Annotated in this window: 12 protein-coding genes and 1 tRNA gene; 6 read left to right on the forward strand and 7 right to left on the reverse strand. The window is 60.1% G+C overall.

Annotated elements, in window-relative coordinates:
- From BHV64_RS08440 to BHV64_RS08455, 4 genes are all read right to left on the reverse strand, one after another.
- Window positions 1-559 (reverse strand): phage integrase SAM-like domain and Arm DNA-binding domain-containing protein (locus tag BHV64_RS08440; protein WP_288115732.1); only part of this gene is annotated, 559 nt, incomplete at its 3' end.
- 180 nt (window positions 560-739) lie between these two features.
- Window positions 740-812: transfer RNA gene (locus BHV64_RS08445), tRNA-Gly, on the reverse strand.
- 158 nt (window positions 813-970) lie between these two features.
- Window positions 971-2,242 (reverse strand): aminotransferase class I/II-fold pyridoxal phosphate-dependent enzyme, encoded by a 1,272-nt coding sequence (locus BHV64_RS08450; protein WP_015546483.1) that lies wholly within the window; start codon window positions 2,240-2,242, stop codon window positions 971-973.
- Window positions 2,243-2,424: 182 nt separating this feature from the next.
- The gene (locus BHV64_RS08455; RefSeq protein ID WP_217727587.1) at window positions 2,425-3,579 is read right to left on the reverse strand and encodes a dicarboxylate/amino acid:cation symporter; all 1,155 of its coding nucleotides are present in this window, start codon (window positions 3,577-3,579) and stop codon (window positions 2,425-2,427) included.
- Between the two features lie 68 nt (window positions 3,580-3,647).
- Between BHV64_RS08455 and BHV64_RS08460 the strand changes: the two genes are divergently transcribed.
- Both BHV64_RS08460 and BHV64_RS08465 read left to right on the forward strand, forming a co-directional pair.
- Window positions 3,648-4,421 (forward strand): radical SAM protein, encoded by a 774-nt coding sequence (locus tag BHV64_RS08460; protein ID WP_044054726.1) that lies wholly within the window; start codon window positions 3,648-3,650, stop codon window positions 4,419-4,421.
- Between the two features lie 12 nt (window positions 4,422-4,433).
- Window positions 4,434-5,195, forward strand: a complete 762-nt coding sequence (locus BHV64_RS08465) for a YaaA family protein (protein WP_288115733.1) — start codon at window positions 4,434-4,436, stop codon at window positions 5,193-5,195.
- A 9-nt stretch (window positions 5,196-5,204) separates the two neighbouring features.
- Here BHV64_RS08465 and BHV64_RS08470 read toward each other — a convergent pair whose 3' ends face one another.
- Complete coding sequence (locus BHV64_RS08470) at window positions 5,205-5,753, reverse strand: lipocalin family protein (RefSeq protein WP_147619809.1); 549 nt, start codon at window positions 5,751-5,753, stop codon at window positions 5,205-5,207.
- A 63-nt stretch (window positions 5,754-5,816) separates the two neighbouring features.
- Window positions 5,817-7,697, reverse strand: a complete 1,881-nt coding sequence (gene dxs / locus BHV64_RS08475) for a 1-deoxy-D-xylulose-5-phosphate synthase (protein ID WP_217727588.1) — start codon at window positions 7,695-7,697, stop codon at window positions 5,817-5,819.
- 171 nt (window positions 7,698-7,868) lie between these two features.
- On the opposite strand from dxs, the gene pyrH reads away from it, so the two are divergent.
- The 3 genes from pyrH to frr are packed head-to-tail and all read left to right on the forward strand — an operon-like array spanning window position 7,869 to window position 9,726.
- Entirely contained in the window at window positions 7,869-8,576 is a 708-nt protein-coding gene (gene pyrH, locus BHV64_RS08480) for a UMP kinase (RefSeq protein ID WP_138265648.1), read from the forward strand.
- Between the two features lie 4 nt (window positions 8,577-8,580).
- Window positions 8,581-9,156, forward strand: coding sequence for a TlpA family protein disulfide reductase (locus BHV64_RS08485; RefSeq protein ID WP_138265649.1), 576 nt, complete (start codon window positions 8,581-8,583; stop codon window positions 9,154-9,156).
- 12 nt (window positions 9,157-9,168) lie between these two features.
- Window positions 9,169-9,726, forward strand: coding sequence for a ribosome recycling factor (gene frr, locus BHV64_RS08490; RefSeq protein WP_217727589.1), 558 nt, complete (start codon window positions 9,169-9,171; stop codon window positions 9,724-9,726).
- A 406-nt stretch (window positions 9,727-10,132) separates the two neighbouring features.
- Here frr and pckA read toward each other — a convergent pair whose 3' ends face one another.
- A complete protein-coding gene (gene pckA, locus BHV64_RS08495; protein WP_015546495.1) occupies window positions 10,133-11,740 on the reverse strand; it encodes a phosphoenolpyruvate carboxykinase (ATP) in 1,608 nt (535 codons plus the stop codon).
- A 626-nt stretch (window positions 11,741-12,366) separates the two neighbouring features.
- Here pckA and BHV64_RS08500 point away from each other — a divergent pair.
- A partial coding sequence (locus BHV64_RS08500) for a UDP-N-acetylglucosamine 1-carboxyvinyltransferase (protein WP_288115734.1) occupies window positions 12,367-13,190 on the forward strand: 824 nt, incomplete at its 3' end.

Here is a 13,190-nt window from a genome sequence, read left to right on the forward strand (position 1 = left end):
AAATCCCCTCGGCAAGAGCCTTATTATAGACGGCTTTCAGAACGCTGAATTTCGTGGCTATCGAATTGCTTTTGTTCCCCTTTTTCATTAGGAACAGTTCGAAATCACGCAGGTAGCCGACCGTAATTTCGTCGAAACGGATGTTGGTCGAGCGGAATTGTTGCAGGAGTGAAAACGTGACCTTGTGTTTTGATGTCGAGCCGATTTTACCGACTGATTCCAACTGTGCAATCGTGCGGCGGAAATATTCGGCTATCGTGCAATAGACCCTCCGTCCGTCGGTTTCCAGCACGTTGTCCAGCGTTACGGGAACCTCCAACGCTTCGAGCCGTTTGATGCGCTTGTCGTATTTCTCGATTTGCTCGTAAATCCGCAGCTGAACGGCGGGATTCTGCGTTTTAAGCGTTTGGGTATCGAAATCCCAATCGTCGGCGGGGATATTGATTCCCGTGCTTACATAGCGGCTGCGGCGATTGACGGTAAAACGCAGGTAGATGTTCGTGGTGCGGTTTTGATTGATGCGGTCTTTTCTACAAATGGCATTGATGCTGACACTCATAATGTTGCGGCATTATGCAGGCAGGCGCGAGCGATGTTTTACCACCGTAAAACATGGTTAAACAAATGGTAAAACATTCTTCGGAAAACGGCGCGAAAAAGGCATTACGGGGGAGTTTCATTTCGCACCCGCAAAAAGAAAAACGAGCGATAATTTATTGATTATCACTCGTTTGTCGTGAGCGGAAAACGGGACTCGGACCCGCGACCTCAACCTTGGCAAGGTTGCGCTCTACCAACTGAGCTATTTCCGCAAAATCTATCTTCCCCGCCCGGGAAAACTTCGTTTCCTGCGTTTCGGGACTGCAAATATAAAATGAAAAATTTATTCTGCAAAATTTTTCGGCTACTTTTGTCAAAAACAAAATGTCCCCGGCCGCAAAGCCGGGGACATCCGTATCGGAAACCGCCTTTAGCGGACCATAAACCCTTCGTCGGCACGTGCCGGAATGGGCATCGAAGCGTATACGCCGGTTTCGAGTTTCTCGCGAACGGCCTTGAAAGCCTCAATCGTAACTTTCACATCCTCCAGCGTATGCACCGCCGTCGGGATGATGCGCAGGATGATCTCACCCTTCGGAATCACGGGATAAACCACCATCGAGCAGAAAATACCGTGGTTCTCGCGCAGGTCCACGACCAGATTCGTGGCCTCGGGAATGCCGCCCTTCAGGAAGACGGGCGTCACCGGCGAGTTGGTCACACCGATCTCGAACCCGTTCTCTTTCAGGCTGCTTTGGAGCGCACGGACGTTCTCCCAGAGTTTCTCCTGGAATTCGGGGTGGTTGCGGATCAACTCCAGACGCTTCAGCGCGCCGATCACCATCGGCATCGGGAGCGACTTTGCGTAAAGCTGCGAACGCATGTTGTAGCGCAGCAGGTTGATCAGCCAGCGGGGACCGCTCACGAAAGCGCCGATCCCGGCCATCGACTTGGCGAAGGTGTTGAAGAGCACGTCCACGCCGTCGACAACGCCGAAATGCGCCGCCGTGCCGCGACCGCCCGGGCCCATCGTACCGAAGCCGTGGGCGTCGTCCACCAGCAGACGGAACTGGAAATCCTTCTTCAGCGCCACGATCTCGTCGAGCTTGCCCAGGTCGCCCTTCATGCCGAACACGCCCTCGGTGATCACCAGCACGCCGCCGTTCTGCTCCTCGGCCAAATCCGTGGCATGCTGCAACTGCAGGCGCAGCGACTCCATGTCGTTATGACCGAAAACGAAGCGTTTGCCCTTGTGCAGGCGCAGTCCGTCGATGATGCAGGCGTGCGCCTCGGCATCGTAGACGACCACGTCGCGGGGGGTCAGCAGGCAGTCGATGATCGAGATCATGCCCTGGTAACCGAAATTGAGCAGGAAGGCATCCTCCTTGCCGACAAACGCGGCCAGCTCACGCTCCAGACGCTCGTGGTAAACGGTCTGTCCGCTCATCATGCGGGCGCCCATCGGGGCCGCCATACCGAACTGCGCAGCGCCTTCGGCGTCGGCCTTGCGCACCTCGGGGTGGTTGGCCAGTCCGAGGTAATTGTTCAGGCTCCAGTTGAGCATCTTCTTGCCCCGGAAAACCATGTGGGGACCGATGTCGCCTTCGAGTTTGGGAAAGGCATAATAACCGTGGGCGTACGACATGTACTGACCGATCGGTCCGCCCGCATTTTTCTCGAGGCGTGCAAAAATATCAACCATATTTGTCTTGTAATTATGAGTTTATGTCTCTTTTTTCCGTTTTGGACGCACAAAAGTATACATAAAACGGAATCGGCATTCAAAAGTAGCCGTTTTTTATTCCACAAGGATACGCATTTATACTTATTTCAGTTCTAAATAAGGAAAAGGGCCGCCGTCGGCGGCCCGGGAAACGGAGTTTTTCAACGCCGCCGGTCGATCGCATCGACGATCACCGCCACGGCGCCGTCGCCCGTCACGTTGGTCGCCGTTCCGAAGCTGTCCATGGCGATGTAGGTGGCGATCATCAGCCCCGCGAGGGTCTCGTCGAAACCGAGCATCGACTCCAACAGTCCCAGCGCCGCCATGATCGCCCCTCCCGGCACGCCCGGAGCCGCCACCATCGTCACGGCCAGCAGCAGGATGAACCCCGCGAAGGTCGACGCCGGAATGTCCAGCCCGGCGATCATCGACACGGCCAGCGCACAAGCCGTGATCTTCATCATCGAACCCGAGAGGTGGATCGTGGCGCACAGCGGCACGACGAACGACGCCAGTTCGGGCCGCACGCCGAGCTTCACGGTCTGGGCCAGCGTCACGGGGATCGTCGCGGCGGACGACTGCGTTCCGAGGGCCGTCATGTAGGCGGTGAGCATCGTGCGGAGCATCTTCAGCGGATTTTTACGCGCCGCAAGCCCCGCGACGGAGAACTGCACGAGAAGCAGCACGACCGTCATGCAGAAGATCACCGCGATCAGTTTCACGAAGACGTCCAGCACCCCGGCCACTTGCCCCGACTGGGTCATCGACAGAAAGATGCCGAAAATGTAGAAGGGCAGCAGCGGAATGATGACGCGCAGAATCACCAGCTCGATGATCCGCTTGAAATCGTCCATCGCCGCCTTGAGCGTCACCGAACGGATATAGGCCATGCCCAGCCCCAGCACGAAGGCGAGGACCAGCGCCGACATCACACCCATCACGGGAGGCATTTCGACCGTGAAATAGGGCGCAAGGGCCGCCCCTTCCTCGGGCAATACGGCGGCGGAGCCTTCGAGCAGCGCCGGAAAGAGAAGCCGCCCCGTCAGATAGGTCCCGAACCCCGAAAAGAGCGTGAAGGCATAGGCCAGCGCGGCGGTCAGGGCCAGCAGACGCCCGGCGTTCCGGCCCAGATCGGCGATGCCCGGAGCCACCAGCCCGAGAATCAGCAGCGGAATGGCGAAACCCAGGAACTGTCCGAAAATCGCATTGAAGGTCAGCGCAATGCGCGTCGCCCAGCCGGGGAGGAAGAATCCGCAGGCGACGCCCAGCACAATGGCCAGCACGACGCGCGGCAAAAGTCCGAATTTGAATTTCATAAAACGGTATTTTGGTAAAATTAGGAATTAATTTTGAATTCCTAATTCTTAATTCTTAATTTCGCACCATGACAGCGCTATTTCACGACATTATCTTCGGCCCGGTGCATTCGCGGCGGCTGGGCCTTTCGCTGGGAGTCAACCTGCTCCCGCTCTCCTCGAAACTCTGCTCGTTCGACTGCATCTACTGCGAGTGCGGCTGGAATGCCGAGCACCCGGGCGGACGACGCTTCAACAGCCGCGAGGACGTGCGCACACAGCTCGAAGCCACCCTGCGGCGCATGGTGGCCGACTCCACGCCGCCCGACGTGATCACCTTCGCCGGCAACGGCGAACCGACCATGCACCCCGATTTCGAAGCCGTCATCGGCGACACGATCGCCCTGCGCGACGCGCTGTGCCCCGCGGCGAAGGTCTCGGTGCTCTCCAACGCCACGCAGATCCACCGCGACAGCGTCCGCCGCGCCCTGCTGCGCGTGGACAACAACATCCTCAAACTCGATTCGGCGTTCGACGCGACGGTGCGGCGGATGAACAACCCGCAAAGCGCGTCCTACACGGTGCGGGGCATCGTCGAAGCGATGAAACGCTTCGACGGGCGCATGATTCTGCAAACGATGTTCCTGCGCGGGGAGTGCGGCGGACAGCCCGTCGACAACACCACCGAAGAGGAAGTCTCGGCCTGGCTCCGGCTCGTCGCCGAAATCCGCCCGCGGCAGGTGATGGTCTACTCGCTCGACCGCGACACCCCCTGCCCGACGCTCGAAAAAGTCACCAAAGAGGAGTTGCAGGCCATCGCCGCGCGCGTCGAAGCGCTCGGCATCCCCTGCTCCGTAGCTTAACGCCCGAACGCCATGCAGCTGCTCCTCTCCTGCGCCAAGACGATGACGGAGCGCAGTTCCGTCCCGACGCCCCGCACGACCCGGCCCGCCTACCGCAGCGAGGCCTCTGAACTGGCCGCCGGGCTGGCGACGCTCCCGACCGACGAACTGGCCCGGCTCCTGCGCGTCAACCGTCGTATCGCCGCCGAAAACCGCCTGCGCTACGGCCGCTTCCACGGCGACGACGACGCGGCGATCCCAGCCCTTACGGCCTACACGGGAATCGTCTTCAAACGCATCGACCCGGCGAGTTTCACCGACGCCGATTTCGAATACGCCCAACGGCACCTCAATATCACCTCGTTCCTCTACGGACTGCTCCGTCCGCTGGATGCCATCCGCACCTACCGGCTCGAAGGCGACGCCGTACTGCCCGGCCGCGGCGACGAAACGATGTTTTCCTACTGGCAAAGCCGGCTGACCGACGACCTGCTGGGCCGGATTCACGCCGACGACGGCATTCTGGTCAACCTGGCGAGCGGAGAGATGAAGCGGCTGTTCGACTGGAAACGCGTCTGCCGCGAAGCGCGGGTCATCACGCCCGAATTCCGCATCCGCGAGGGCGACCGGCTGAAAACCGTCGTGGTCTATACGAAAATGTGCCGCGGAGAGATGACGCGGCATATCCTGAAAAACCGCATCGCCGATCCCGCGACGCTCCGGTCGTTCGAATGGGAAGGCTTCCGCCTGGACCCGGCCCTCTCGAAAGGCGACGACTGGGTGTTCATGCTCTGACAAATGCCTTTACGGCAAAGGCGGCGAAATTCCCTGCCCCTGATCCACGAACAACAGTTTCCCGGTGCGGTAGCCCCGCGCTTCGGCCAGCCGCAGGATGTGGTTGAGCGTACGGCTCGGCAGACGGGGTGTGCGCGAGAGAATCCAGAGGTATTTCGACGAACCGCCGCCCACCAGCGCCCAGTCGTAATCGGGGCCGAGTTCCAGCACGTTGTAATCCGAATAGAAAAACCAGAAAAACGAGACCCGCAAACGCCCCGGCATCGCCGTGGCGCGGGCTTTGCCGCGCGCCCGTTTGCGACGGTCCGAACGATAGTCGACGCCGCTGTTCTCGACGGTCACCCGACCGTCGGACAGCAATTCGTAGTGCGCCTGCACACCCGCCAGCCGCCGTTCGAACGAATGATCGTAGCGGGCGATCTCATACCATGTTCCCATATAACGCCGCAGGTCGAACACGGCGACAGGCATGCGGTCGGTGCGGTCCGAAGCCGCCGCGACAGCCACCGCACCCAGAATCAAAAGGGCGGCAGCAAGCAATAAAATGACGATTTTCATTTCCCGGTCGTTTTGGGAAGCCATCACACAGAATTTGTGCCGAAAAAATGCGTTGCGGAAAATTTACGCGCGGGTATCGAGCAGGGCGCGCAGAATGCCCTCCTCGTCGTAGCCGCACAGGGCGTACAACTGCCCGGGCGTGCCGTGTTCGACCCACTCGTCGCCGATGCCGAGCCGCTGCACCCGCACGTCGTAGCCGCGGCCGTTGAAGAACGCCGCGACGGCTTCGCCGACGCCTCCGCGCAGCGAACCGTCCTCGACCGTGACCACACGGCGGAACTTACGCCCCACTTCGTCCAGCAACGCTTCATCCAGCGGTTTCACGAACCGCAGGTCGTAATGCGCGACGCTCACGCCTTCCGCGGCAGCGCGTCCGGCCGCCCGTGCGGCGGCGTTGCCGACGGTCCCCACGGTCAACAGCGCCACGTCTGCGCCCTCGCGCAGGCGGCGGCCACGTCCGACGGGCAGCGTCTCGAACTTCTCGCCGCGCCACGGCAGGCCCTCGCCGTGCCCCCGCGGATAGCGGATCATAAAGGGATGTCCCGATCCGAGGGCCGTATACATCATGTTGCGCAGTTCGGGTTCGTTCATCGGCGCGGCGATCGTCAGTCCCGGCACGGCGCCGAAAGCGGCCATATCGAAGACCCCGTGGTGCGTCACCCCGTCCTCGCCCACCAGGCCGCCCCGGTCGAGACACATCACCACCGGAAGATCCTGAATCGCAACGTCGTGGATCACATTGTCGTAGGCCCGTTGCATGAAACTCGAATAAATGTTGCAGAAGGGAACCATGCCTGCCGCGGCCAGTCCGGCCGAAAAGGTCACGGCATGCCCTTCGGCGATGCCCACGTCGAAACAGCGGCCGGGCATCTCGCGCAGCAGAATGTTCATCGAACAGCCCGACGGCATGGCGGGCGTGACGCCCACGACGCGCTCGTCGCGGCGCGCCAGTTCCAGCAGGGTTTCGCCGAACACGTCCTGATAACGCGCTGCGCCGCCCGGAGCCGAAATCCGCTCGCCCGTGTCGGGATTGAAACGCCCCGGGGCGTGCCAGGCGGGCTGGTCGTGCTCGGCCGGCAGGTAGCCCTTGCCCTTGACCGTCATCACGTGCAGCAGTTTAGGCCCCTCGATGTCGCGCAACGCCCGAAGCGTCCGCACCAACTCCTTGAGGTTGTGACCGTCCACCGGACCGAAATAGCGAAAATTGAGACTTTCGAAAAAATTGCTCTTGTTCAGCAGCCCCTGCTTCACGGCGTTGCCCGCCTTCTGGCAGAGCCGCAGCAGCCGCGGCGTATGCGACATCAGCCCCCACAGCCGTTGTTTGAAACGGTTGTAGTGCACCGAAGTCGAGATTTTCAACAGGTAGTTTTTCAGCGCTCCCGTGGCCTGGTCGATGGCCATGTTGTTGTCGTTGAGAATCACCAGCAGGTTGGTGCGCTTCGAGGCCCCGGCGTTGTTCAGCCCCTCGAACGCAAGCCCTCCGGTCATCGAGCCGTCGCCGATCACGGCCACGACCTGCCGCTTCTCGCCCCGCAGTTCGGCGGCCTTGGCCATGCCGAACGCCGCGGAGATCGACACCGAAGCGTGCCCGCCCCCGAAAGAATCGTATTCACTCTCGGACATGCGCGGAAAACCGCTGATGCCGTTCAGCTGCCGTTTGGTTTTAAACGCCTCGCGGCGTCCCGTGATGATCTTGTGGGCGTAGGTCTGATGGCCGACGTCCCAGACGATCCGGTCCTCCGGGGTGTCGAAGACGTAATGCAGGGCCGCAGCCAGTTCCACGGCCCCGAGGCTCGATGCCAGGTGGCCCGGATTGACCGCACACTCGTCGATGATGTAACGCCTCAGCTCGTCGCAGTAGGCGGACAGCTCCTCCGGCGGGAGTTTTTTCAACTCCCGCGGTGAGGAAATCGTATCGAGCAGTTTATATTCTTCCGACGACATAAGGATTGCAAAGATAGAAAAAAGAACGGACGCCTCCAAAACCGAATCGCGCGCGGCCCTGCAAAACGCTCCGACCGGTAAAAGTGTCGTTACGACACCAAAGATAAGGAATATATATGAATTTTTTCGAAAAAATACCTATCTTCGCACTACGATAAAACGCGACCCACGATGAAATACAAGCGAATACTCCTGAAATTGAGCGGCGAATCGCTGCAAGGCGGACAGAAATACGGGCTTTCCCCCGAGATGCTGCAATCCTACGCCGAGCAGATCAAAGCCGCCGCAGCAACGGGCGTCCAGATCGGCATCGTCATCGGCGGCGGCAACATCTTCCGCGGCCTCACGGGCGCCAAAAAGGGCTTCGACCGCGTGAAGGGCGACCAGATGGGCATGCTCGCCACGATCATCAACTCGCTGGCGCTCCAGTCGGCGCTCGAAGACAACGGCGTCCGATGCAAGGTGCTCACCTCGATCCGCATGGAACCCATCGGCGAATACTACTCCAAAGCCCGTGCCATCGAATACCTCGAAGCGGGCTACGTGGTGATCGTCGGGGGCGGCACGTCGAATCCCTACTTCACGACCGACTCGGCGTCGGCGCTGCGCGGCATCGAGATCGAGGCCGACGTGATGCTGAAGGGCACCCGCGTGGACGGCGTCTATACGGCCGACCCGGAGAAGGACCCCGCGGCGACGAAATTCGACGAAATCACGTTCGAGGAGGTCCTCGACCGCCGTCTGAAGGTCATGGACCTCACGGCCTTCACGCTCTGCCGCGAGAACGGCCTCCGGATCATCGTCTTCGACATGGACACCGCGGGCAACCTCGGCAAGGTCCTTGCCGGAGAGAAGATCGGAACGCTGGTAAAACTGTAAGACTATGGCAACCAAGAAAAGCAACAAATCGCTGTGGGTGATGCTGGCGCTGATCGCCGCGATCATCGCCGTCATCCTGCTGCTGCCCTCGTGCGGCAACCGCAACGCCAAGAAGGGCGCCGAGACGGACGCCGAATCGACAACGCTCGTAAAGGCCGGAGACACGGCTCCGGACTTCACGGTCGAGATGGTCGACGGCAGCTCCGTGACGCTCGGCGACCTGAAGGGCAAAGTCGTGCTGCTCAACTTCTGGGCCACGTGGTGTCCGCCCTGCCGGCAGGAGTTGACCCGCGTGCAGACGGACATCATCGACCGCTTCGCCGGCAAGGAGTTCGTCTTCCTGCCCGTATCGCGCGGCGAGAAACGCGAGGCCGTGGAGGCGTTCCGCGAAAAGACCGGCTACGCCTTCCCGATGGGACTCGACCCCGCACGCACCGTCTACGACCGCTACGCCTCGAACTACATCCCGCGGAACTTCGTGATCGACCGCAAGGGCAAGGTCGTGCTGGCCACGGTGGGCTACGACGAACATGAATTCGAGGAGCTGATCCGCACCATCGAAAAAACACTCGGAAATTAAACCCCAACACTTATGGATACCAAGACGATTCTCAACGAAGCTACGGGCCGCATGCAGAAGGCCATCGACCACCTCGAAGAGGAACTTTTGAACGTTCGCGCCGGCAAGGCGTCGCCCAACGCCCTGAACGGCGTGATGGTCGACTATTTCGGCTCGCAGGTTCCCGTTTCGGGCGCTGCCAGCGTCACCGTACCCGACGCCAGGACCATCCTGATCCAGCCGTGGGACAAGAACATGCTGCGCCCGATCGAGAAAGCCATCATCGACTCGAACATCGGCCTGACGCCCTCGAACAACGGCGAGCAGATCCGCCTGACGATTCCGCCCCTTACGGAGGAGCGCCGCAAAGAGCTGGTGAAGCAGGTGCGCGCCGAAGCGGAGACCGCCCGCATCAGCCTGCGCAACGCCCGCCGCGACGCGGTGGAAGCCTTCAAGAAGGCCCAGAAGGAGGGCATGCCCGAGGACGAATCGAAGGACGGCGAAACACAGTCGCAGAAACTGCTCGAAAAGTTCTCCAAGACGCTGGACGAAGCGCTTTCGAAGAAGGAGAAGGAGATTATGAAGGTCTGACCTGCCGGCTTCCGCAAGACGAAAAGCCCGGCTGGAAAATTTATTCCAGCCGGGCTTTTTCCATTCGTTTGTCCGGCAAACCCCGCACGCACGGGCGCGGCAACCCCGCATCGCCCCGGCAAAACCGCATCGCCCCGGCAAAACCGACAGCGGCCGACAAAACCGACAGCGACCGACAAAACCGACAGCGACCGGTGCAGACGGATCGCCTCCGATCGCAAACCCGTCCGCACACATCCGCCGCCCATCCGCCTCCCATCCACCGTCCATTCACCGTCATCCACCGTCATCCACCGTCATCCGCCGCCCATCCGCCGGACCGTGCCTGTTCCATAACATAAAAATCCCGGTCTCCAATTGCGGAAACCGGGATTCATCTATTTGCAGCGGCTCATGCCGCAGAGAATTACTTTACCTTCGGGCCTGCGGTTACAAGCTTCTTGCCCTCCTCGTTGCCCGTGAACTTCACGAAGTTCTTCACGAAGCGGTTGGCCAGATCCTCTGCCTTAACCTCCCAATCCTTGGCGCTCTTGTAGGTGTCGCGCGGATCGAGGATAGCGGGGTCTACGCCCGGCAGGGCGGTCGGAACCACGAAATCGAAGATAGGCATGGTCTTGGTCGGAGCCTTGTCGATCGAACCGTCGAGGATCGCGTCGATGATGCCGCGCGTGTCCTTGATCGAGATACGCTTGCCGGTTCCGTTCCAGCCCGTGTTCACGAGGTAGGCCTTGGCGCCCGACTTCTGCATCTTCTTCACCAGCTCCTCGCCGTACTTGGTGGGGTGCAGCGACAGGAAGGCTGCGCCGAAGCAGGCCGAGAAGGTCGGCGTAGGCTCGGTGATGCCGCGCTCCGTGCCTGCGAGCTTGGCGGTGAAGCCCGAGAGGAAGTAGTACTTCGTCTGCTCGGGGGTCAGGATCGAAACCGGGGGCAGCACGCCGAATGCGTCGGCCGAGAGGAAGATGACCTTCTTGGCGGCCGGAGCCTTCGATACGGGCTTCACGATGTTCTCGATGTGGAAGATCGGGTACGATACGCGGGTGTTCTCCGTAACCGACTTGTCGGCGTAGTCGATCTTGCCCTTCTTGTCCACCGTCACGTTCTCCAGCAGCGCGTTGCGGCGGATGGCGTTCCAGATGTCAGGCTCGTTCTCCTGCGAGAGGTTGATCACCTTGGCGTAGCAGCCGCCCTCGAAGTTGAATACGCCGTCGTCGTCCCAGCCGTGCTCGTCGTCGCCGATGAGCTGACGCTTCGGGTCGGTCGAAAGCGTGGTCTTGCCGGTTCCCGACAGGCCGAAGAAGATAGCGGTCTCGCCCTTCTCGTTGGTGTTGGCCGAGCAGTGCATCGAAGCCATGCCCTTCAGCGGAAGCAGGTAGTTCATGTAGGAGAACATGCCCTTCTTCATCTCGCCGCCGTACCAGGTGTTGATGATCACCTGCATCTTCTCGGTGAGGTTGAAGACAACGGCCGTCTCCGAGTTCAGACCCAGCTCCTTGTAGTTCTTCACCTTGGCCTTCGAAGCGTTGAGCACCACGAAGTCGGGCTCGCCGTAATTCTCCAGCTCCTCGTCCGTCGGACGAATGAACATGTTCTTCACGAAGTGAGCCTGCCAGGCCACCTCCATGATGAAGCGGATCTTCAGGCGCGAGTTCTCGTTGGCGCCGCAGAACGTGTCCACAACGAAGAGTTTCTTGCCCGAAAGCTCCTCGACGGCGATTTTCTTCAGCTCCTTCCAGGCCTTCTTCGTAACCGGCTTGTTGTCGTTCTTATATTCGTCGGAAGTCCACCAGATCGTGTCCTTGGTGGTCTCGTCCATCACGAAAAACTTGTCCTTGGGCGAACGGCCGGTGTAAACGCCGGTCATCACGTTCACGGCGCCGGTCTCGGTCAGCTGACCCTTCTCATAGCCGCGCAGGCCTTTTTTCGTCTCCTCACGGAACAGTTCGTCGTAGGAGGGATTGTACACGATCTCGGTCACGCCCGTGATCCCGTACTTTTTCAGATCCATTTTGTCCATAATTGCAATTTATTTGATTAAAATCCTCTTTTCAACCTGACGTTTCAGTCCGCAGGTCCGGACTTCAACGGCACAAAGGTAGAAAAACTTTCATAATTGTGAAAAAAATAACAGCCGAAATTACAAAAAATATTTATTATTTTTTCCGATAGTGCTATACGCCTCATTGATAGCGTCGTACAACGCCGCCGAAAAGCCCTTCGCAAACCCTTGCGAGGATCGCCCGGCAAAAATTTTGCCGCAATTTATCCGCGCCGGACGGGACGCTCCGGTTTTCTTCCGCCGGTTTTTATCACCTTTGGGGGAGCGCGGATTTTCCGCCCGGAAACAGCCCTCCCCCGGAACACGTTTCCCGCCGACCCGCAACCGCCGGCCCTCCATGAAAACACGGCCGGAAACGACTCCGACGCTCTGCCCGCTGCCGCCCCGTGCGTTCCGGGCGACAGACGGGGAGCATCGCGCTGAAAATGAAGAAGCGCCGCCCCGACTTCCCGGCCTCCCGCGGGCGGAGGCGGAGCCGCAGCCGGAAAAATTTTCCGCCTGTGTGCGGAACAAGGAAACTGTGCGGACGAACGGAAGAGCGTCCGCTTTCATAAAATGGGATGTCAGAAAAACGCCCACGTGGGATGTGGGACAGTACAGTGAGGAGTAGGTTGACTTTGACCAAATATGTAATCAACGGCGGTAAGACGCTGAACGGTGAAGTAACGATTTCGGGCGCGAAGAATGCAGCAGTGGCCATCGTGCCGGCGGCTCTGCTCGCGGATGGCCCGGTTCGCATCGAAAATGTGCCGAAGATCATCGACGTGACGCTCCAGATGGAGATCATGCGCGAGCTCGGCGCACAGATCCGTCTGATCAATTCCACGACTGTGGAGATCCAGAATACCCAGAACCCGTCGCTCAAGCCGCACGAGCTCGAGCGCAAGCTGCGCGCCTCCTACTATCTGCTCGGCGTGCTGCTCGGCAAGTACGGCTTTGCCGAGGTAGCAATGCCAGGCGGCTGCAACTTCGGCGGCGTCCGTCCGATCGACCAGCACATCAAGGGTTTTGAAGCTCTGGGCGCAAAGGTAACGCTGCCCAAGGGCGGTTACATCCGGGTCGAGGCACCCGAGGACGGCCTGCACGGCGCACATATTTATTTCGACGTTGTCACCGTCGGCGCGACCATGAACATCATGCTCGCAGCGGTGCTGGCAAAGGGTCAGACCATCATGGAGAACTGCGCAAAGGAGCCGCATATCGTCGATCTGGCGAACTTCCTGAACGCGCTCGGCGCAGACGTCAAGGGCGCGGGCACGGACGTGATCAAGATCCGCGGCGTGGAGAGCCTGCACGGCGGCAGCTACTCCATCATTCCGGACCAGATCGAGGCGGGCACCTTCATGGCGGCGGCTGCCGCCTGCGGCGGTTCGGTTCTGGTGAAGAACGTCATTCCGCGCCATCTGGA

The sequence above is a fragment of the Alistipes sp. 56_sp_Nov_56_25 genome (assembly GCF_001915285.1).
In the GTDB taxonomy this organism is placed as follows: domain Bacteria; phylum Bacteroidota; class Bacteroidia; order Bacteroidales; family Rikenellaceae; genus Alistipes; species Alistipes shahii.

Excerpts from the sequence above, each read along its gene's own strand:
- BHV64_RS08465 (WP_288115733.1), top strand. The coding sequence starts at position 4,434 with ATGCAGCTGCTCCTCTCCTGCGCCAAGACGATGACGGAGCGCAGTTCC.
- BHV64_RS08460 (WP_044054726.1), top strand. The coding sequence starts at position 3,648 with ATGACAGCGCTATTTCACGACATTATCTTCGGCCCGGTGCATTCGCGG.
- BHV64_RS08470 (WP_147619809.1), bottom strand. The coding sequence starts at position 5,753 with ATGAAAATCGTCATTTTATTGCTTGCTGCCGCCCTTTTGATTCTGGGT.
- pyrH (WP_138265648.1), top strand. The coding sequence starts at position 7,869 with ATGAAATACAAGCGAATACTCCTGAAATTGAGCGGCGAATCGCTGCAA.
- pckA (WP_015546495.1), bottom strand. The coding sequence starts at position 11,740 with ATGGACAAAATGGATCTGAAAAAGTACGGGATCACGGGCGTGACCGAG.
- BHV64_RS08485 (WP_138265649.1), top strand. The coding sequence starts at position 8,581 with ATGGCAACCAAGAAAAGCAACAAATCGCTGTGGGTGATGCTGGCGCTG.
- BHV64_RS08455 (WP_217727587.1), bottom strand. The coding sequence starts at position 3,579 with ATGAAATTCAAATTCGGACTTTTGCCGCGCGTCGTGCTGGCCATTGTG.
- frr (WP_217727589.1), top strand. The coding sequence starts at position 9,169 with ATGGATACCAAGACGATTCTCAACGAAGCTACGGGCCGCATGCAGAAG.
- BHV64_RS08450 (WP_015546483.1), bottom strand. The coding sequence starts at position 2,242 with ATGGTTGATATTTTTGCACGCCTCGAGAAAAATGCGGGCGGACCGATC.
- dxs (WP_217727588.1), bottom strand. The coding sequence starts at position 7,697 with ATGTCGTCGGAAGAATATAAACTGCTCGATACGATTTCCTCACCGCGG.